This is a genomic window from Leisingera coralii, assembly GCF_049056525.1.
Classification (GTDB): Bacteria; Pseudomonadota; Alphaproteobacteria; order Rhodobacterales; family Rhodobacteraceae; genus Leisingera; species Leisingera coralii.
Genome location: NZ_JBHUPT010000050.1, coordinates 1 through 19,513 on the forward strand (window position 1 = coordinate 1; position 19,513 = coordinate 19,513).

Genomic DNA, 19,513 nt, shown 5'->3' on the forward strand with positions numbered 1-19,513 from the left:
ATGCGGGTGGCGATGCTCGCCCCCATCGTGCTGGCGGCCTCGCTGATGATCCGCTCCTTTGCCGGGCTGCCCGGCGACGGCAAGCGGCCGCCGGTGCTGCCGGGCTTTGTCATTGCCTTCCTGGTGCTGGCCGGGATCAACTCCTTCGGCCTGATCCCGGCGGCGGTTACCGACTTCCTCAGCCACGCGTCGCGCTGGCTGCTGCTCACTGCAATCGCCGCGGTGGGGATGAAGACAAATCTGAAACAGGTCCTGGCCGTCGGAGGCGCGGCCATTGCCCTGATCATCGTCGAGACCCTGTTCATCGCCGGCCTGATCCTGGCCGGAATCAAGCTCTTGACCTGACCAGACAGACCAGAAGGGAGGCCAGATGACATTCCAGCAACCCCGGGTGGACACGTCACCCGCCGTATCCGACGAGGTGCGGAAAACCACCTGCTACATGTGCGCCTGCCGCTGCGGCATCAACGTGCACATGAAGGATGGTAAAGTCGCCTATATCGAGGGCAACCGCGACCACCCGGTGAACAAGGGTGTCCTGTGCGCCAAGGGGTCTGCGGGGATCATGCAGGTGAACGCGCCGTCGCGGCTGCGTGCCCCGCTCAAGCGGGTGGGGCCGCGCGGGTCTGGCGAGTTCCGGGAGATTTCCTGGGACGAGGCGATCAGCACCGCCGTGGGCTGGCTGAACGAGCTGCACGAGACCGCGCCGCAAAAACTGGCCTTTTTTACCGGGCGCGACCAGAGCCAAAGCTTCACCAGCTTCTGGGCCCAGAATTTCGGCACCCCGAACTACGCCGCGCACGGCGGCTTCTGCTCGGTCAACATGGCGACCGCCGGCATCTACACCATGGGCGGCGCGTTCTGGGAATTCGGCCAGCCCGACTGGGAGCACACCAAGCTGTTCATGCTGTTCGGTGTCGCCGAGGACCATGACTCCAACCCGATCAAGATGGGCATCGGCAAGATCAAGAAGCGCGGCGCGCGGGTGATCGGCGTGAACCCGATCCGCTCCGGCTATAACGCGGTGGCGGATGACTGGGTCGGCATCACCCCGGGCACCGACGGGCTGTTCATCCTGTCGCTGATCCACGTGCTGATGAAGGCGGGGAAAATCGACCTCGACTACCTCAGCCGCTACACCAACGCGCCGGTGCTGATCAACGCCTCCGAAGGTCCGGAGAAGGGCCTGTTCCTGCGCGACGGTGACGGCAAGATGCTGGTGATCGACCGCAACACCGGCAAGCTCACCCCGTTTGACCAGCCTGGCGTGCGCCCGGACCTGACAGCCGTTTACGAGAAGGACGGCGTCACCCACCGGCCGGTCTTCCACCTGATGGCGGAACGCTACCTGTCGCCGGACTACGCGCCCGAGGCCATTGCAGACAAATGCGGCATCCCGGTCAAACGGATCCGCGCCATTGCCGGCGAGCTGGCCCGCGTTGCCTTTGACGAGGCGTTCGAGCTGAACGTCGAATGGACCGACTTCCGCGGTGAGACGCACAGCAAGATGACCGGCCGCCCGGTGTCGATGCACGCGATGCGCGGGGTGTCGGCGCACGCCAACGGCTTCCAGACCTGCCGCGCGCTGCATGTGCTGCAGATCCTGCTGGGCACTGTCGAAGTGCCTGGCGGCTTCCGCTTCAAGCCGCCCTACCCCAAACCCATCGAGGCGCACCCCACTCCGCACGGCGACCGCCGTCCCGGCCGTCCGCTGGATGGCCCGCACCTGGGCTTCCCGCGCGGCCCCGAGGATCTGCTGCTGGACGAAAACGGCAAGCCCCAGCGCATCGACAAGGCGTTTACCTGGGAAAACCCGATGTCGGCCCATGGGCTGATGCACATGGTGATCTCCAACGCCCATGCAGGCGATCCTTACAAGATCGACACCCTGTTCATGTACATGGCCAACATGTCGTGGAACTCCTCGATGAACACCAAGGGCGTCATGGAGATGCTGAGCGCCCGCAACGACGACGGCGGCTATATGATCCCGCACATCATCTATTCCGATGCCTATTCGTCGGAGATGGTGGCCTATGCGGATCTGATCCTGCCCGACACCACCTATCTGGAGCGCCACGACTGCATCAGCCTGCTGGACCGCCCGATCTGCGAGGCGGACGCGGCGGCCGATGCGATCCGCTGGCCGGTGATCGAGCCCGACCGGGACGTGCGCGGCTTCCAGTCCGTGCTGATCGAACTGGCCAACCGGATGAGCCTGCCGGGCTTCACCAATGCCGACGGCAGCCCCAAGTGGAAGGATTACGCCGACTACATCGTCAACCATGAGCGCAAGCCCGGCCTCGGGCCGCTGGCAGGCTTCCGCGGTGAAAACGGCGACAAGGAAGGCCGCGGCGAGGTGAACCCGGACCAGCTGAACCGCTATATCGAGAACGGCGGTTTCTACGTGGCGCATATCCCGGAAGGCGCGGATTACTACAAACCCTGGAACGCGGCCTACCAGGACTGGGCGGTTGGCATGGGGATCTATGACAGCCCGCAGCCCTATCTGTTCCAGCTCTATGCCGAGCCGATGCGCAAGTTCCAGCTCGCCGCCGAAGGCCACGGCGAACGGCAGCCGCCGGAGCATCTGCGCCAGCGGGTCAAGGACGTGATGGACCCGCTGCCCATCTGGTACGAGACCGACCAGCAGGGCAACGAGGGCTTCACCGTCAACGCGCTGACCCAGCGGCCGATGGCGATGTACCACTCCTGGGGCACCCAGAACGCCTGGCTGCGCCAGCTGCACGGCCGCAACCCGCTCTATGTCCCGACCAAGCTGATGCGCGAGCACGGGCTGAAGGACGGCGACTGGGCCAAGGTGTCCTCGCCGCACGGTGAGATCACCGTGCCGGTGATGGAAATGGCGGCGCTCAACGGCAACACGGTCTGGACCTGGAACGCCATTGGCAAGCGCAAGGGCGCCTGGGCGCTGGAAGAGGACGCGCCGGAGGCCACCAAGGGCTTCCTGCTCAACCACCTGATCCACGAGCTGCTGCCGCCCAAGGGCGACGGCATGCGGTGGGCCAACTCCGATCCCATCACCGGCCAGGCAGCCTGGTTCGACCTGAAGGTCAAAATCGAAAAGGCCGCCGCCCCGGACGGCCTGCAGGAAAGCCAGCCGGCCTTCCCGGCGCAAAAGTCACCGGTTGGCACCGGCCCCAAGGAACTGAAATGGAAGGTCGGCAAATGACGGCGCAAAATTTTTCCGAAAAATTTTGCCAAGACTTTTCAGAAAAGTCTTGGTCCGCAACCCCAAACGGAGGTGCCCGGAATGACTGAGCTTCCCGCCGAGACCACCCGCAAGATGGGCCTGGTGATCGACCTGGACACCTGCGTCGGCTGCCATGCCTGCGTGATCTCCTGCAAGGGCTGGAACACGGAAAACTACGGCGCGCCGCTGAGCGATCAGGACCCCTACGGCGGCGATCCCTCGGGCACCTTCCTGAACCGGGTGCATTCCTATGAGGTCCAGCCGGCGGAAGGCCACGCGCAGCTTATCCATTTCCCAAAGTCCTGCCTGCACTGCGAGGACGCGCCCTGCGTCACCGTCTGCCCCACCGGCGCCAGCTACAAGCGCGCCGAAGACGGCATCGTTCTGGTGAACGAGGACCACTGCATCGGCTGCGGCCTGTGCGCCTGGTCCTGCCCTTACGGCGCACGGGAACTGGACCTGGCCGAAGGCGTGATGAAGAAATGCACCCTGTGCGTCGACCGGATCTATAACGAGAACCTACCGGAGGTGGACCGCCTTCCCTCTTGCGTGCGGACCTGCCCGGCGGGTGCCCGCCACTTCGGCGATCTGGGCGACCCGGACAGCGATGTTTCCAAACTGGTGGCAGAGCGCGGCGGCATGGATCTGATGCCGGAAATGGGCACCAAGCCGGTGAACAAATACCTGCCGCCCAGGCCCAAGGACCGGATCGAGGAGGAGATCGACATCCTCGCCCCGCTGCTGGCGCCGGTTGCCGAAGAGCCGCAGGGCTTCCTCGGCTGGCTGGACAAGGCGCTCGACAAGCTTCCGGGCCAATCTTCAGGGGGAGCGAACTGATGCATCCCGCACCCTCCGTCATCATTTTCACCACCCTGTCGGGTCTGGGTTTTGGCCTGCTGTTCTTCCTCGGCCTCGGCCAGCCCGCCGTGACCGGTGCGGTAGCCTTTGTGTTCTACGCCATCGCCTTTGGCCTGGCAGTGGGCGGGCTGCTGGCCTCCACCTTCCACCTGGGCCATCCGGAGCGCGCCTGGCGGGCGCTCACCCAGTGGAAGACAAGCTGGCTGTCCCGCGAGGGTGTCTGCGCTGTCGCTGCGCTGATCGTCATGGGCCTTTACGCCTTTGGCGCGGTGTTCCTGGACAGCCACTGGACGCTGCTGGGCTGGATCGGTGCGGCCCTTAGCCTCGCAACCGTCTTCACCACCTCGATGATCTACACCCAGCTCAAAACCATCCCGCGCTGGAACATGGAGCTGACACCCGCGGTCTTTCTGTCCTTCAGCCTGGCCGGCGGCGCGCTGCTGGCCGGGGCCGAGGCCCTCGCGCCCTGGCTGCTGGCCATCGCAGGCGCGGTGCAGCTGGCCTACTGGGCCAAGGGGGACCGGGCGCTGGAAAACTCCGGCACCAACCTGGGCACTGCCACCGGCCTGGGGGACCGCGGCACAGTGCGGGCCTTTGAACCGCCGCATACCGGCTCCAACTACCTCTTGCGCGAGTTTGTGCATGTGGTGGGCCGCAAGCATGCGCAGAAGCTGCGGTTCATTGCCTTTGCCCTCGGTTTTGCGCTGCCGCTGCTCCTGATCCTGACGCCGGTGCAGGGCTTTGTGATCAAGCACCTGTTTGCAGCCCTTGCGGTGCTCTCCCACCTCGCAGGCGTCGCGGTCTCGCGCTGGCTGTTCTTTGCCCAGGCCGAACATGTGGTTGGCCTCTACTACGGCAAGCGCTGACACCCGCCGGGGCGCCCCAGTCAGGCGCCCCGATTTTTTTCAGCATTTTTTTCCGCATTTTTTCCGGCAGCATGTCACAAACCGCCCGGCTGCCTCGTCCTGTTCCTGAAGCCATCAGAAAGGAACAGATTGATGACCCAACGCCTTGACCATTTCGCCGCCGCGCCTGACCTGTTTCAGCCGATGCTGGAGCAGGAAAATCTGTTCAAGGACAGCGGGCTGGAGCACAGCCTGGTGGAGCTGGTGAAACTGCGCGCCTCGCAGATCAACGGCTGCGCCTTCTGCATCCACATGCACAGCCACGACCTGCGCGCCCACGGCGAAAGCGAGGACCGGATGCAGCTCTTGAACGCCTGGCGCGAGTCCTCGCTTTATTCGGACCGCGAGCGGGCTGCCTTGGCCTGGGCCGAGGCGCTGACCCGGGTGGAAGCCACCGGCGCGCCGGATGCGGATTACGCAGCCGTTGCGCAGCTGTTTTCCCCGCGCGAGCAGGTGGTTCTGACGCTGCTGATCAGCGCCATCAACGCCTGGAACCGGATTGCAATCGGCTTCCGCACCCCGCATCCTGCCGCGCAGGAGGCCAACGCCGCGTGACAGCACCTGCAACACATGACGGAACCGATGCGTTCCTGACCGCGCGGCCGCGATTGTTTGCGGCCGCCTACCGCATGCTGGGCACCGTCAGCGACGCCGAGGACATCCTGCAGGACGCCTACCTGCGCTGGCAGGCGGCACCGCAGGCAGAGGTGCAGGACCCGACTGGCTATCTGATGCGGATCACCACCCGGCTGTGTCTGGACCAGCTGAAATCTGCTCGCGCCCGGCGCGAGACATACCCCGGCGAATGGCTGCCCGAGCTGCTGCTGACCGAAGACGCAACCGAACAGCTGGATCATGACGTCTCGGTCGCCTTGCTGCTGGCGCTGGAAACCCTGTCGCCGCTGGAACGCGCCGCCTTCCTGCTGCATGACATCTTCGACAGCGCCTACGGCGAAATCGCAGCCGCGCTGAACCGATCCCCCGACGCTTGCCGCCAGCTGGCTGCACGGGCGCGGCGCAAGGTCCAGCAGCTGCGCCCCGAGGCCCCGGCAAACCCGGACCAGGGGCGGGACTTGGCCGAGGCCTTCTTCCGCGCCTCCAAGACGGGCGACACCGCGGCGCTGACCCGGCTTCTGGCGCAGGATGTGCAGCTGATCTCCGATGGCGGCGGCAAGGCGATGGCCACCCTGAACCCGATTTACGGGCTGGACCGGGTGCTGCGGCTGTGCGAGGGGCTGGCCCGCAAAGCAGAGCGCAACCTGCCGGACCGCTGGCGGCTGTGCCGGCTGAACGGCCTGCCTGCCATTCTCAGCCGCGAACCGGACGGCATCCTTCAGGCTATGGCGCTGGAAGTCCGGAACGGGCGGATTGTCCGCATCTACGTGACCCGCAACCCGGATAAGATGCGGCATCTGGCGGCCGCGTTGGAATAGGCGGGAGGGGCCAGCCCCTCTTGCCCCTGAAGGGGCAATTCACCCCGGGATATTTTCAGCCAGATGAACAGGAGATCCTGGAAGGAAAACGGGCGGCACTCCGTGAGGAGGCCGCCCGGTATTATCCGAAGGTGCCTGAGGTCAGAGCAGGCCCGCGTGGACCATTGCAGCGTCGATCGCCGCCTTGGTGCTGTCTTCCAGGGTGGTCAGCGGCGAGCGGACCTCTTCGCTGCACATGCCGAGTTTCGACAGTCCGTATTTGGCACCGGCCAGGCCGGGCTCGATGAAGATCGCCTCATGCAGCGGCATCAGCTTGTCCTGATATTCCAGCGCTTTGGCATAATCGCCTGCCAGGGTAGCCGCCTGGAACTCGGCGCAGAGCTTGGGCGCCACGTTGGCGGTCACCGAGATACAGCCGACGCCGCCGTGGGCGTTGAAACCCAGCGCGGTGGCATCCTCGCCGGACAGCTGGATGAAATCCGCACCGCAGGAGGCGCGCTGCTGGCTGACGCGGGCGAGATCGCCGGTTGCGTCCTTCACACCCACAATGCGCGGCAGCTTGGCCAGCTCGCCCATGGTCGCAGGCGTCATGTCGACGACCGAGCGGCCCGGGATATTGTAGATGATGATCGGGATCCCGGCACAGTCATGGGCTGCGGTGAAATGCTGCACCATGCCGCGCTGGGTCGGCTTGTTGTAGTACGGGGTTACAACCAGGGCCGCATCGGCACCGACCTTCTCGGCAAACTCGACGAATCGAATCATCTCAACGGTGTTGTTGGAGCCTGCACCGGCAATCACCGGCACCCGGCCGGCCGCTGCCTTGACCACTTCGGCGATGACCCGCTCGTGCTCCTCGTGGGTCAGGGTCGGGCTTTCACCGGTGGTGCCGACCGGCACCAGGGCGCTGGAGCCTTCGGCAATCTGCCATTCCACCAAGCGTTTGAGCGCATCCAGATCCAGCTCGCCGTTCGAAAACGGGGTGACGAGTGCTGGCATAGAGCCTTTGAACATGGGCACGCTCCCTTTGCTGCAGGTGCAGGCGGCAATCCGCCGCCGTCAAGATACGGAATGCCAGTGATTTGAGTTGATACCGGCACGCCAATGAGTAACGTTCAAGCCTCTATCCCCGGTCCGCTGGAAAATGCAAGAGATGACACGCATCCTGGCCCTTATTCTGCTGATATCCGCGGCTCTGCCCGGGACACCCGCGCAGGCGCGCGACCTCGGCACGGCACTGGACCTGATGCGGTCCGAGAAATGGGACCAGGCTGCGCGTGAAGCCGGGGCGAAGCATACTATTGCCCGCGATATCATCGAATGGCACCGGCTGCGCGCCGGGCTGGGATCGGCCGGCGATGTGATGGCGTTCCTGCAGCGGCGCCCGGACTGGCCGGGGCTGGCCTATCTGCGCCGCCAGAACGAGGATGTAATTGCCGCCACCGGCCGCGAGACCATCCTGGCGTTTTATGCGAATGAGCGTCCGCAGACCGCCGAGGGTGCGCTGAGCCTGGGCAAGGCGCTGATTGACGATGGACGGCGCGGCGATGGCGAGGCGGAGATCGTGCTGGCCTGGCGCACTATGGCGATGGGCAGCGCCATTCAGGATCTGTTTCTGCGCGACTTCGCCAAACTGCTGAAGCCGCATCACACCGCGCGGCTGGACCGGCTGTTGTGGGAGGATCACCTTGTCAGCTCCAAGCGGATGCTGCCCCTGGTGCCCGAGGGCGAGCGCAAACTGGCGGAGGCGCGCATCGCCCTGCAGGAGCGCGCGCCCGGCGTTGATGCAAAGATCGAGGCCATTCCAGACCGGCTGCAGGGATCGGCGGGCCTCGCCTATGACCGGTTTGCCTGGCGCGACCGCAAGCGGCTTCAGGACAGTGCCATTGCCATGATGATGGACCGCAGCACCAGCGCCGAGAAGCTGGGCGAGCCCGGCAAGTGGCTGAACCGCCGCCGCGACCTGGCCCGCCAGGTGATGCGCGACGGCGATCACGAGCGCGCCTACCAGCTGGCCGCCTATCACTTCTCCTCGCCCGAAGACGGCTACGGCTACTCCGACTGCGAATGGCTGGCGGGATACATCGCGCTGCAGAAGCTGCGGGATCCGGAACTGGCTGTAGTGCATTTCCAGCGTTTCCTGGCCTCGGTCGAAACCCCGATCTCGATCGGCCGCGGCGGCTACTGGCTGGGCCGTGCTTATGCTGCCATGGGCGAGGCCGACAAAGCGCATGAGGCCTATGCCAAGGGGGCAGAGTACCAGACCTCTTTCTACGGGCTGCTGGCGGCCGAGAAACTGGGCCGCCCCTTTGACCCTGCACTGGTGAAACCAGCGGAGCTGCCGGACTGGCGGACGGCGGATTTCATGCAGTCCTCGGTCGCCGAGGCTGGTCTGATGCTGCTGAAAGAAGGCGACATGGCGCTGGCCGAACGCTTTCTCACCCATCTGGTCGAGGGCCTGCCGCCGGTGCAGGCGCGCCAGCTGGGGCAGATGGCGGTGGAGCTGAACGAGCCGCACCTAGCAGTGATGATCTCCAAACGCGCCGCCCGCGGCGGGGTAGAGCTGGAAGGCGCCTATTACCCGCTGCACCCGGTTGCCAAGCGGCAGCTGCCGATGGCCGAGGAAATGACCCTGGCCATTGCCCGGCGGGAAAGCGAGTTCGACCCGGCGGTGATCAGCCATGCCGGGGCGCGCGGCCTGATGCAGGTGATGCCTGCCACCGCGAAACTGGTGGCGACCGAGCTGGGCATCCTGGCGGGCCACAACACCTCCCGCCTGACCGCGGAGTGGGACTACAACGCCAAGCTGGGCGCCAATTACCTGGCCGGGCTGGCTGGCAAGTTTCGCGGCAACGTGGTGATGATGGCGGCGGGCTACAACGCCGGGCCGCACCGTCCTGCATCCTGGATGGAACGCTATGGCGACCCGCGAGGCGGCAGCCCGGACATTGTCGACTGGATCGAGCACATCCCGTTCAACGAGACCCGCAACTACGTGATGCGGGTCACCGAAAGCCTGCCGGTCTACCGGGCGCGGCTGGGCAAGCCGCCGCTGCCGGTCCCGTTTTCGCAGGAGCTGAGCGGCTCAACGCTTCACGCGTTCGCGCCATAGGGTGAACAGCCCCGCCGCGATGATGACCCCCGCACCGATGGCCACATTGGTGCGGATCACCTCGCCGAACACCGCCATGCCCAGCATCGCCGCCCAGATCAGGTGGAAATAGGCAAACGGCTGCACCGCGCTGGCCTCGGCCATCTCGTAGCATTTGATCAGCAGCCAGTGGCCCGTCACGCCGGAGACGCAGAGCAGCGCCATCCAGAACCAGTCCCGCTGGCTCATCGGCTCCCAGAACCAGATGCCGATGGCGGTCATGAAGACCATGCCAGCCACCCCGGTCCAGAAGAAGCTGGTGGCGGTGCTGTCCTTGCGCGCGGCATAGCGGGTGACCAGACCGTAGACGGCAAACATCAGTGCCGAAATGAAAGGGATAACCGCCGCCGGATTGAACACGCCCATGCCTGGTTGCAGGATGATCAGCACGCCGATCAGGCCAACCCCAATCGCCGCCCAGCGCCGCCAGCCGACGCTTTCGCCCAGCACCGGGCCGCTAAGTGCCGCGACCAGCAGCGGATAGCAGATGAACACGGCCTGGCTCTCGATCAGGCCGAGAATGGTGAAACCATAGACGGCGACGCAGATTTCCCCGACCAGCAGCACACCGCGGAAGATCTGCAGCCACAGCTGGTCAGTACGGGCTGCCTCCTTGATCCCGCCTTTAGCCCGCGCCGCCAGGAACACTACAAAGGCGGCAAAGAACCAGTAGCGCACCATAACGACCATATAGGTGTTATAGGTGCCGGCCAGATGGCGCGAGATACCGTCCTGCAGGGCAAAGACAATGGTCGCGCCGATCATCAGCAGGATGCCCAGCGGCACGTTGTTCTGCTGCACCCGGGGCTGGGGCAGGCTTTTGGCCTGTGGAACCATGCTCATCGCAGTACCGCCTTTGTCATATGCCGCTTGCGCCCGTAGCCGGGAATGCGGGCCACTTCGAATCCTGCCGCCTCCAGCCCGCGGCGCACGAACCCCGCCGCGGTATAGGTCGCAGCCGTTCCGCCCGGCGCGGTGTGCGCGGCCACCTGGGCCATCAGGGCCTCCTCCCACAATTCGGGATTCTTGGCCGGCGAAAACCCGTCCAGAAACCAGGCATCCGCCTGTCCTGTCCACTCCGGCAGCGACATCCGGGCGTCGCCCTGGATCACCTCCAGTTGCAGACTGCCCAGATCGCAAGCCCCGGCACCCTGCCATTTGTCCAGAAACCGCTCCGCCCAGGGCGCAACGGCCGGGAAGGCCTCCAGCGCCTTGGCCATGTCGGCGGGCGCCATCGGGAAGGCCTCGAAACTGGTGAAGCGCAGCGGCCCCTCCTGCCCCGCCGCCTCCCAGGCACGCCAGGCGGCCAGCATGTTGAGGCCGGTGCCAAAGCCCAACTCGGCGATATGAAAGCCCGGCGCAAACCGGTCCGGCAGGCCGTTGCCCGCCAGGAACACATGCTCCGTTTCCGCCAGCCCGTCCTGGATCGAGAAATAGGGATCATCGAACTGATCCGACACCGGAACGGTGCCATCGCGCCAGCTGAGGCGGGCCTGCTGGTCTGCCATGCTATAATCCCCTAAGTGGTTGTCTGGAACGGCGCGACACTGGCGAAAGGAATACCAAATGGCAATGGCAGATGTAACGGTGCGCGGGGCGGGCATCTTCGGCCTGTCAATTGCCTGGCTCTGCGCCCGGCACGGTGCAAAAGTGCAGGTGGTGGACCCTTATGGCGCAGGCTCTGGCTCCAGCGGCGGGCTGGTCGGCGCACTGGCGCCGCATGTGCCGGAGAACTGGAACGCCAAGAAGCAGTTCCAGCTGGAAAGCCTGCTGATGGCCGAAAGCTTCTGGGAGGAGGTTGAGGCGACCGGCGGCGTCTCCCCCGGCTACGGCCGCACCGGACGGCTGCAACCGATCAACGACGAACGCACGCTGGAGCTCGCCCGCCTGCGCGAACAAACCGCCCGCGAGTTCTGGAAGGACGAGGCCGAATGGCGCGTCTGCGAGGCCGCGTCCTTGGGTCCCTGGGTGCCGCCCAGCGCCACCGGTTATGTCATCCACGACACCCTCAGCGCCCGCATGCACCCCCGCCGGGCCTGCGAGGCGCTGGTGTCTGCCCTTGCGGTGATGGGGGTCGAGGTGCAGCCGGAGGCGCCCGATCAGGGCAAGGTGGTGCACGCCAAAGGCTATGCCGGCCTGCTGGAGCTGAACGAGAGCTTCGGCAAGACCGTCGGCGGCGGCGTCAAGGGCCAGGCCGCGCTGCTGCGCTTCCACGAGGGCGAGGTGCCGCAGCTTTATGCCGACAGCCTGCACATCATCCCGCACGCGGACGGCACCCTGGCGATCGGCTCCACCAGCGAGCGGGAATTTGACGACGGCAGAGCCACCGACGCGCTGCTTGACGACGTGATCGAGCGCGCCCGCGCCGCGGTACCGGTGCTGCACGGGGCCGAGGTGATCGAACGCTGGGCCGGTGTGCGCCCGCGCGCCAAGTCCCGCGCCCCGATGCTGGGCGCCTGGCCCGGCCGCGACAGCCATTACATCGCCAATGGCGGTTTCAAGATCGGCTTCGGCATGGCTCCCAAGGCGGCCCATGTGATGGCGGACCTGCTGCTGGAGGGTAAGGACTGCATTCCCAAGGGCTTCCGGGTCGAAGACAACCTCTGACCCCGCTCCCTTCCACCCTTTGACGGGTCAAGGGCGGCGCAGCCGCCGCGCAGCACGCGCGGTATACCCTTGACGCGGCAAAGGGGCCCTTACAATCGAACTCGCGCTTTGAAGAGCAAACCTGCTCTTCAAACGCTTCTCACCCAACCCCTTGCGCCGCGCAGCGGCGCCACGCCCAAGCCCCTAATCTGCCCTCTCAGGGCAGCTTGGGGCGCGGGAGCCCCTCGGTTCAGTCTCTGGGAACCGCCGCCGCACTCATGCACTGGCGCCCGTCCGGCCCGCGCACCCACAGGTCCTGGCCCTTGCGGCACATCGTTGCGTTTTCGAAATGCATCAGCGGCGAGGACGCCCGGAAAGAGAACTCTGCCAGCGGTCCCATCAGCTCCTCCGCCAGCAGCATCAGATGCTGCGCCAGCAGCGGGCCATGCACCACCAGCCCATCGTAGCCCTCAACATCGCGGGCATAGTCCAGGTCATAATGGATCCGGTGCCCGTTGAAGGTCAGCGCCGAATAACGGAACAGCAGGGTTGAACTGAACGGCACCTCCCGCGCTTCCGTCTCATCGGTCCGCGCCACCGGCGGCACCGGTTTCGGCGCGGCGGGGTCCGGGTCTTCGCGGTAGACCAGGTCATGCCACTCGGTGAGGCAGAGCCTCCCCTCTTGGCGGATCTCATGGCGCAGCGTCACCAGCCCCAAGGGTCCGGTCCTGCCGGTCTTCTGCTCCGCCTTTTCCAGCACCGACGACTTCTCTGCGGCAACCCCGGCCCGCAAGGGCGCCTCGAACCGCAGCCGCCCGCCAGCCCACATCCGGCGCGGCAGGCCCATGTCCGGTATCAGCCCGGCACCGCCCACCTTGGGGTGGCCGTCGCGGCCCAACCCCTCCGGCGGCAGCGGGGTCCAGAAGTAGAGCTGGTGAAAGAACGGCGGCAGTTCGCTGCCCGCCGTAATGTCCGGCACCCGCCCCAGCGCCGCCTGAAAGGCGGCGGCCCGGGCCGGATCCATGATGTCGGTCAGATGCTGCGCGGGGGCGGCGGCGGTATCACAAATCATGCCGTCACCTTAGCCGCGCCCCGCCGCGAGGCAAGCTCAGCGGTCGAGTTCGGCGCGCAGTTTCTGCATCAGCTTGGTCAGCGTCGCCTCGTATTGCGTGCTGGTCAGCCGGCCGGTCTCATCGAATTCCTTGCTGGAGCCTGCCAGATGCACCCCCGGGCCGGACAGAACCCGCGGCTGGAACGGCACCAGGAAGCCGCGCAGCAGCGCCTGCGCCTGCTCGCCCCCGGCCCGGCCCGCCGCCGCCGACATCACGGCAACCGGCTTGTCCGCCCAAGGATTGCCCTCGGTGCGGCTCACCCAGTCGAGCGCATTCTTCAAAACCCCCGACGGCCCCTTGTTGTATTCCGGAGTGGAGATCACCACCGCATCCGCCGCCGCGATCTGGTCTGCCAGCTTCTGCACCGCAGGCGGGATGCCGTCCGCAACCTCGGCGTCGCCGTCATACAGCGGCAGGTTCAGATCCGCCTCCATCACCGACGCAGGTCCGAACACCCGGACCGCCTCCGCCAGCAGCTTGCGGTTGGTGGCCTCGCGGCGCAGCGAGCCGGAAATGGTGAGCAAAACGGGGTCAGCCATGGGGGATTCCTTCTGTTCGCGTCTCTGTTGCCCCCATCATGTATGAAGCCGCCCTTGCCAGGAAACAGCAATCGCCGCGCAGGCTATGTGCAGCGTTACGTTAACCGGGCCGGCCGCAATCACGAAAACAGCCCGCCCCACTGGGGGACGGGCTGCACAATCTGCCGTCAAGTGCCGGGTCAGGCCGCCTGCGGGATCACCACCACCTCGACGCGGCGGTTGCGGGCCTTGCCCTCCGGCGTCAGGTTGGAGGCCACCGGCTGTTCCTCGCCGCGGCCGATGATGCGCATGCGGTGGTAAGGCACCCCGCCTGCCGCGATCTGGTCGGCCACCGCGTTGGCGCGGCGCTCCGACAGGCCCTGGTTGTAGCCTGCATCGCCGTCGCTGTCGGTGTGCCCGATCACTTGGATGGTGCTGTTGGGGTAGCGCACCAGGCTGTCGGCCACCCGCCGCAGGTCGCCCTGCACCACCGGCGCAATGGCATAGCTGTCGGTGGCAAAGGTCAGATCATTCGGGAAGGACAGGATCAGCCGGTCGCCGGTGTTGACGATGGTGATCGAGTCATTTGCGAGTGTCTGGCGCAGCTCGCGCTCCTGCGCGTCCAGCTGGTTGCCGATCACGCTGCCGGCGGTGGCGCCGACGATCGCCCCGGTCACAGCCCCCAGGCCACGGTCCGAGTCGTTGGCAATGGCGCCAACGCCCGCGCCGATGATGCCGCCCAGGACTGCGCCCTGCTGAGTTTTGCTGCCCGGTGTGCCGATGGTTGCGGGATCGGTACAGGCGTTCAGGCCCAGTGCTGCGGCGACAATACCAGCCGTGGTGAGTTTCATCTGCATTATCAAATTGCCTTCTGCTTTCTCAGATCCGGGCCGCGCCCGGCATTCCACGTGAATATCGTGCCGGCGTCCCGCCTTCTCAAGACGGGATCGCCGCAGATGGGCGAAATACCGCGCAAAAACGCCTTTATGGCGCAAAGGCAAAGTCCCAGCCCTCCTGCTCCATCCACAGTTTGCGCAGGGCACCGGCCTCGGGCGCGAACCCGTCCTCCAGCATTTCCGCCGCCAGCATCCGGTCGGTGCGGAAGTGGCGGAAGCCGCCGCGCAGCTCGCACCAGGCCGCCAGCATGGTGCATTCGATGTGATAGATCAGCGCCAGCGGACGCAGGGTGCGGCGGCTCTCTCCGCGCTCCGGGCTGAGGTAGGTGAGCTGCAGCTTGCGGCTTTCCCGCACTGCCTGGAGCAGCAGCGCCTTGGAGACGCAGCCCTGCTCAGGATCGTCCAGCGGTGCGCCCCAGGGCGCCACCTGCAGCCAGTCGGCGGTGGCGTGCACATCCTTGATCTTGTGGCTCACCCGCTCTGCCGCCTTTTGCAATGCACCGTCGCCGGTGCGCATCAGCATCGCCAGGCCGACATGCAGCGCCTCCAGCTCCTCCTCGTCGAAGTTCAGCGGCGGCAGGTCGTAGCCCTTGCGCAGCATGTAGCCGATCCCGGCCTCGCCCTCCACCGGCGTGCGCATCGCCTGCAGGGCCGCGATATCGCGGTAGATGGTGCGTTTGCTGACTTCCAGCGTCTCCGCAAGATCCTCCGCCCGCACCGGGGCCGTGGCGGTGCGCAGAATCTGGATGATTTCAAACAAGCGGCCGGTGCGGGGCATGGGCAGGCTCCAGTGACAGTCTGCTGACAGACTAGCACATGCCACTGACAACAGCCTGTCAGCAGTGCTCTGTTTTTTTTGATCTCCGGAAAGAAGGAGAACACAGATGCTGAGTTACGACTGGTTTGTGCTGATCACCCTGGGGCTGGACCGCTGGGAAGACCAGCGCCGCCCCCTGGCCCCGCATGAAATCGAGCGCGAGCAAGCACGCAAGCGGCACGAGGCGCAACAGGCGGCCAAGCCCGCCCGCCCCGGCCTGCTGCGGCGCCTGTTCAGCCGGCGGCGCGCACGTCCTGCACCGCGCTGTCCTCGTCCCGCGCGGCCTCATAAGCAAGCATCGCACGTTTGACGGGCAGGCCCCAGTGGTAGCCGCCCAGCGCCCCGGACTTGCGCAAGGCACGGTGGCAGGGGATCAGCCAGCTGACCGGGTTGCGCCCCACCGCCGTGCCGACGGCCCGCACCGCCTTGGGCGAGCCGATCGCCTGCGCCAGTTCGGAATAGGTGGTCACATGGCCGGACGGGATACGCAGCAGCGCCTCCCAGACCTTGATCTGCAACGGAGCGCCGATCAGGTGCAGTGCGGTCTCGCCCTTCTGGGCAAAGGCCGCCTCCACCAGCGGGCGCAGGAACGTGGGATCCTCGGCAAACTCCGCCTGCGGCCAGCGGGCGCGCATATCGGCCATCGCAGGCTCCGCCCCGGTCTCGGCTGCAAAGGCCAGCCCGCAGATGCCCTTTTCGGTGCCCATCACCAGCGCCAGGCCAAAGGGGCTGTCAAACCAGCCCCAGAAGATCCGCAGGCCATCCCCCTTGCGGGCATACTCGCCAGGGCTCATCGCCTCCCAGCGCAGGAACAGATCATGCAACCTCCCAGAGCCGGACAGCCCCACCGCGTGCGAGGCCTCCAGCGTGGTGAACCGGTCGCGCAGCAGCGCCTTGGCATGGCCCAGCCGCAGATACTGCTGGTAGCGCTTGGGAGAGACGCCGACCCAGGCCGAGAACAGCCGCTGGAAATGCGCCGGGCTCATGTCCATGCAGGCGGCCAGCTGCTCCAGCGTCAGATCCTCTCCGCCATCGTCGATCAGCTCAATCGCCCGCCGCATGACGCCGTAGTGATAGGTGTTTTCCCGCGCTTCGATATTCATCGCTGTGTCCTTCGGCTGTCTTGATGGCCAAGTTACCGCGCGCGTGCGCGGCATTCGACCCGGAACTTGCGAATTCCCCCGCCCCGCGCGATAGCTTTGGAACGGGAGGCCGGGCCATGATCATAGCAGTGCTGGACGATGCGGGAAGGCTGTTGCGCGATGACGCGCCGGAAGCCGTCTTTCCCTGGTGGAGCTTCACCAAGCCGGCCATTGCCGCGCTGATCCTGCAAGCTGCCGAAAATGGCCTGCTGGATCTTGATGCGCCGCTGCCCGGCTGGCCCTTCACTGCGCGGCAATTGCTGCAGCACCGCGCGGGCCTGCGCGACTATGGCCCGCTGCCCGCCTACAAGGCTGCGGTTGCGGACCGCGAAACACCCTGGCCCGCCAGCCGGCTGCTGGCAGAGGCCTGTGCCACAGAGCTTGCTTATCCCCCCGGCGAAGGCTGGCTTTACTCGAACCTCGGCTACCTGCTGCTGCGCCTGCAACTGGAAGAACTGCACGGCTGCGGGCTGGCGCAGATCCTGCACCAAGACATCATCCGCCCCCTGGGCCTCAGCGCCCGGCTGGCGGAAACAGCCGCGGATTTCGAAACGCTGCATTGGGATGCAAGGGGCTACCACCCGGGGTGGGTCTATCACGGCTGCCTGACCGGGACGGCCTCAGACGCCGCCCTGCTGCTGCACGCGCTTTTGAACGGCCGCCTCCTCAGCCCCGCTGCCCGCGCCGCCATGCTGGACCAGCAGATGCGGGCCGGCCCGATCCCCGGCCGGGTATGGGTTGAGACCGGCTACGGGCTCGGCATCATGAACGGAACGGCAGAGGGCGCAGGCCGCCTCATCGGCCACACCGGCTGCGGGCCCTTCTGCGCCAATCTGGTGGCTCAGTTTCCGGATTTGCCCGGGCGGCCCATCGCAGCCGCCTTTGCCCAGGGCGGCAGCGAAACACTCGCCGAATTCGCCGCGGTACAGGCTGCGCAGGAGGCAGCCGGGCCGCTTTCGTGAAACGCCCGGTAATCGGTTTATCCGGGACAAAATAAATTGCGCTTTAAGGTCTGACCTGTACATATGGCGCGCGATGGCCAAGCAACTCGATTATCATACGCTCCGCGAGATCTTCACGCGATTCCAGGCAGCTGAGCCCGAGCCCAAGGGCGAGCTGGAGCATGTCAACGCTTACACGCTGGTGGTGGCGGTGGCGCTGTCGGCACAGGCAACAGATGCCGGCGTAAACAAGGCAACCCGCGAATTGTTCAAGATCGCGGACACACCGCAAAAGATGCTGGATTTGGGCGAGGAACGCCTGATCGAGCATATCAAGACCATCGGCCTCTACCGCAACAAGGCCAAGAACGTGATCAAGCTGTCCCGGATCCTGGTGGAGGACTACGGCGGCGAGGTGCCCAACTCCCGCGCCGCGCTGCAGTCCCTGCCCGGCGTCGGCCGCAAGACCGCCAATGTGGTCCTGAACATGTGGTGGCGTTACCCGGCGCAGGCGGTCGACACCCATATCTTCCGGGTCGGCAACCGCTCCGGCATCTGCCCGGGCAAGGATGTCGACGCCGTGGAACGCGCCATCGAAGACAACATCCCCGTGGATTTCCAGCAGCACGCCCATCACTGGCTGATCCTGCATGGCCGCTATCACTGCAAGGCGCGCAAACCGATGTGCGGCAGCTGCCTGATCCGCGACCTCTGCATGTATGAGGACAAGAACCTGTGAATTGCAGGCGCAGATTCTCAGCCGCAACCTGTCCGGCTGGTCTCCTGACGGAGCCCGGCCAATCCGTTTCTCAAGAAAAGCACGCCGGAACCGGCGCAACACTCCCCGAGGAGGGCAGCCTATGACCAAAACCTATCAGCTCGTCGGTATCGGCAACGCCGTCGTCGACGTGATCGCGCAATGCGAGGACAGTTTTCTGGCCGAGCAGGGCATCGAAAAAGGCATCATGCAGCTGATCGAACGCGACCGCTGCGAGGATCTTTATGCGGCGATGGGCAACCGGGTGCTAACCCCCGGCGGCTCGGTGGCCAACACCATTGCGGGCGCCGGCGCGCTGGGGCTGGAGGCCGCCTTCATCGGCCGGGTCCGCGACGATGCGCTGGGAAATTTCTACGCCGACGCGATGAACAACGAGGGCGTGGCGTTTGTGAACCCGCCGGTTGCGGACGGCGAGCTGCCGACCTCGCGGTCGATGATCTTTGTCTCACCCGACGGTGAGCGTTCGATGAACACCTACCTGGGCATTTCCTCGGAAGTGAGTTCGGCGGACGTGCCGCAAGACGTGGCCGGCAATGCGCAGATCATGTTCCTGGAGGGCTACCTGTTCGACAAGGACAAGGGCAAGACCGCCTTTCTGGAGGCCGCCCGCGACTGCCGCGAGGGCGGCGGCAAGGTTGGAATCTCGATCTCCGACCCGTTCTGCGTCGAACGCCACCGGGCCGATTTCCTCAACCTGATCGGCAATGAGCTGGATTTCGTGATCGGCAATCAGGACGAGATTTGCGCGCTGTTTGAGACCAGCGACCTGGAAGACGCAATCGCCAAGACCGCGGCAATCTGCCCGCTGGTGGTCTGCACCCGCTCCGGCGACGGGGTCACGGTGCTGAACGACGGTGTGCGCGTCGACGTGCCGGTTGAGACGATTGTGCCGGTGGATGCCACCGGTGCAGGCGACCAGTTTGCCGCCGGTTTCCTGTTCGGCTTGGCCACCGGCCGCAGCATGGAAATCTGCGCCCGGATGGGCTGCATCTGCGCCGGCGAGGTGATCCGCCACATCGGCCCGCGCCCGGAAACCAACGTTCTGCACCTGCTGGAAGAGGCCGGGCTGGTCTAAGTCCGGCGCGGCGCTCCCGCCCGTCGAAACCGCACCTGGCGGTGCAATTTCTCCCGTTGGGCGTGGGGGGGGGGGGGGGGGGGGGGG

At 65.9% G+C, this 19,513-nt stretch carries 19 protein-coding genes; 11 read left to right on the forward strand and 8 right to left on the reverse strand.

The window, feature by feature from the left end:
• The 6 genes from ACFMBG_RS16285 to ACFMBG_RS16310 form a co-directional block, all read left to right on the forward strand.
• Positions 1 to 345, forward strand: a 345-nt coding sequence (locus ACFMBG_RS16285; RefSeq protein ID WP_421055751.1) for a putative sulfate exporter family transporter, incomplete at its 5' end; no start/stop codon positions are given.
• 25 nt (positions 346 to 370) lie between these two features.
• Positions 371 to 3,193: a molybdopterin oxidoreductase family protein gene (locus ACFMBG_RS16290; protein WP_421055752.1), complete on the forward strand. Its 2,823-nt coding sequence runs from the start codon at positions 371 to 373 to the stop codon at positions 3,191 to 3,193.
• A gap of 81 nt (positions 3,194 to 3,274) precedes the next feature.
• Positions 3,275 to 4,051 (forward strand): 4Fe-4S dicluster domain-containing protein, encoded by a 777-nt coding sequence (locus ACFMBG_RS16295; protein WP_421055753.1) that lies wholly within the window; start codon positions 3,275 to 3,277, stop codon positions 4,049 to 4,051.
• Positions 4,051 to 4,938, forward strand: a complete 888-nt coding sequence (locus tag ACFMBG_RS16300) for a dimethyl sulfoxide reductase anchor subunit family protein (RefSeq protein ID WP_421055754.1) — start codon at positions 4,051 to 4,053, stop codon at positions 4,936 to 4,938. Before ACFMBG_RS16295 ends, ACFMBG_RS16300 begins: the two co-directional genes overlap by 1 nt.
• Positions 4,939 to 5,070: 132 nt before the next feature.
• Positions 5,071 to 5,532 carry a carboxymuconolactone decarboxylase family protein gene (locus ACFMBG_RS16305; protein ID WP_421055755.1) on the forward strand — a complete coding sequence of 154 codons (462 nt, stop codon included), beginning with the start codon at positions 5,071 to 5,073 and terminating at the stop codon, positions 5,530 to 5,532.
• Complete coding sequence (locus ACFMBG_RS16310) at positions 5,529 to 6,410, forward strand: sigma-70 family RNA polymerase sigma factor (protein WP_421055756.1); 882 nt, start codon at positions 5,529 to 5,531, stop codon at positions 6,408 to 6,410. The genes ACFMBG_RS16305 and ACFMBG_RS16310 overlap by 4 nt, the downstream gene beginning before the upstream one ends.
• Before the next feature lie 141 nt (positions 6,411 to 6,551).
• Here the strand turns inward: ACFMBG_RS16310 and dapA are convergent, their stop codons facing one another.
• Positions 6,552 to 7,424: a 4-hydroxy-tetrahydrodipicolinate synthase gene (gene dapA, locus ACFMBG_RS16315; RefSeq protein WP_421055757.1), complete on the reverse strand. Its 873-nt coding sequence runs from the start codon at positions 7,422 to 7,424 to the stop codon at positions 6,552 to 6,554.
• A 139-nt stretch (positions 7,425 to 7,563) separates the two neighbouring features.
• Between dapA and ACFMBG_RS16320 the strand changes: the two genes are divergently transcribed.
• Positions 7,564 to 9,522 carry a lytic transglycosylase domain-containing protein gene (locus tag ACFMBG_RS16320; protein WP_421055758.1) on the forward strand — a complete coding sequence of 653 codons (1,959 nt, stop codon included), beginning with the start codon at positions 7,564 to 7,566 and terminating at the stop codon, positions 9,520 to 9,522.
• Here ACFMBG_RS16320 and ACFMBG_RS16325 read toward each other — a convergent pair.
• Both ACFMBG_RS16325 and mnmC2 read right to left on the reverse strand, forming a co-directional pair.
• Positions 9,496 to 10,404, reverse strand: a complete 909-nt coding sequence (locus ACFMBG_RS16325) for a DMT family transporter (protein ID WP_421055759.1) — start codon at positions 10,402 to 10,404, stop codon at positions 9,496 to 9,498. The genes ACFMBG_RS16320 and ACFMBG_RS16325 overlap by 27 nt on opposite strands.
• Positions 10,401 to 11,069, reverse strand: coding sequence for a tRNA (5-methylaminomethyl-2-thiouridine)(34)-methyltransferase MnmC2 (mnmC2, locus tag ACFMBG_RS16330; protein ID WP_421055760.1), 669 nt, complete (start codon positions 11,067 to 11,069; stop codon positions 10,401 to 10,403). The genes ACFMBG_RS16325 and mnmC2 overlap by 4 nt, the downstream gene beginning before the upstream one ends.
• 58 nt (positions 11,070 to 11,127) lie before the next feature.
• Between mnmC2 and ACFMBG_RS16335 the strand changes: the two genes are divergently transcribed.
• Complete coding sequence (locus tag ACFMBG_RS16335) at positions 11,128 to 12,168, forward strand: NAD(P)/FAD-dependent oxidoreductase (protein WP_421055761.1); 1,041 nt, start codon at positions 11,128 to 11,130, stop codon at positions 12,166 to 12,168.
• A gap of 229 nt (positions 12,169 to 12,397) precedes the next feature.
• Here the strand turns inward: ACFMBG_RS16335 and ACFMBG_RS16340 are convergent, their stop codons facing one another.
• The 5 genes from ACFMBG_RS16340 to ACFMBG_RS16360 form a co-directional block, all read right to left on the reverse strand.
• Positions 12,398 to 13,219: an HTD2 family dehydratase gene (locus ACFMBG_RS16340; RefSeq protein WP_421055762.1), complete on the reverse strand. Its 822-nt coding sequence runs from the start codon at positions 13,217 to 13,219 to the stop codon at positions 12,398 to 12,400.
• Between the two features lie 36 nt (positions 13,220 to 13,255).
• Positions 13,256 to 13,798: an NADPH-dependent FMN reductase gene (locus tag ACFMBG_RS16345; protein ID WP_421055763.1), complete on the reverse strand. Its 543-nt coding sequence runs from the start codon at positions 13,796 to 13,798 to the stop codon at positions 13,256 to 13,258.
• Positions 13,799 to 13,977: 179 nt separating this feature from the next.
• Positions 13,978 to 14,634, reverse strand: coding sequence for a YiaD family glycine zipper/OmpA-like lipoprotein (locus ACFMBG_RS16350; RefSeq protein WP_476703268.1), 657 nt, complete (start codon positions 14,632 to 14,634; stop codon positions 13,978 to 13,980).
• A gap of 127 nt (positions 14,635 to 14,761) precedes the next feature.
• Positions 14,762 to 15,451 carry a helix-turn-helix transcriptional regulator gene (locus ACFMBG_RS16355; protein WP_421055764.1) on the reverse strand — a complete coding sequence of 230 codons (690 nt, stop codon included), beginning with the start codon at positions 15,449 to 15,451 and terminating at the stop codon, positions 14,762 to 14,764.
• Between the two features lie 272 nt (positions 15,452 to 15,723).
• Positions 15,724 to 16,593, reverse strand: coding sequence for a methylated-DNA--[protein]-cysteine S-methyltransferase (locus ACFMBG_RS16360; RefSeq protein WP_421055765.1), 870 nt, complete (start codon positions 16,591 to 16,593; stop codon positions 15,724 to 15,726).
• 116 nt (positions 16,594 to 16,709) lie between these two features.
• On the opposite strand from ACFMBG_RS16360, the gene ACFMBG_RS16365 reads away from it, so the two are divergent.
• The 3 genes from ACFMBG_RS16365 (at position 16,710) to ACFMBG_RS16375 (ending at position 19,426) form a co-directional block, all read left to right on the forward strand.
• The gene (locus tag ACFMBG_RS16365; protein ID WP_421055766.1) at positions 16,710 to 17,594 is read left to right on the forward strand and encodes a serine hydrolase domain-containing protein; all 885 of its coding nucleotides are present in this window, start codon (positions 16,710 to 16,712) and stop codon (positions 17,592 to 17,594) included.
• A 73-nt stretch (positions 17,595 to 17,667) separates the two neighbouring features.
• Positions 17,668 to 18,312 (forward strand): endonuclease III, encoded by a 645-nt coding sequence (gene nth / locus ACFMBG_RS16370; RefSeq protein ID WP_421055767.1) that lies wholly within the window; start codon positions 17,668 to 17,670, stop codon positions 18,310 to 18,312.
• A 121-nt stretch (positions 18,313 to 18,433) separates the two neighbouring features.
• Positions 18,434 to 19,426 carry an adenosine kinase gene (locus tag ACFMBG_RS16375; protein WP_421055768.1) on the forward strand — a complete coding sequence of 331 codons (993 nt, stop codon included), beginning with the start codon at positions 18,434 to 18,436 and terminating at the stop codon, positions 19,424 to 19,426.
• Positions 19,427 to 19,513: the final 87 nt, after the last annotated feature.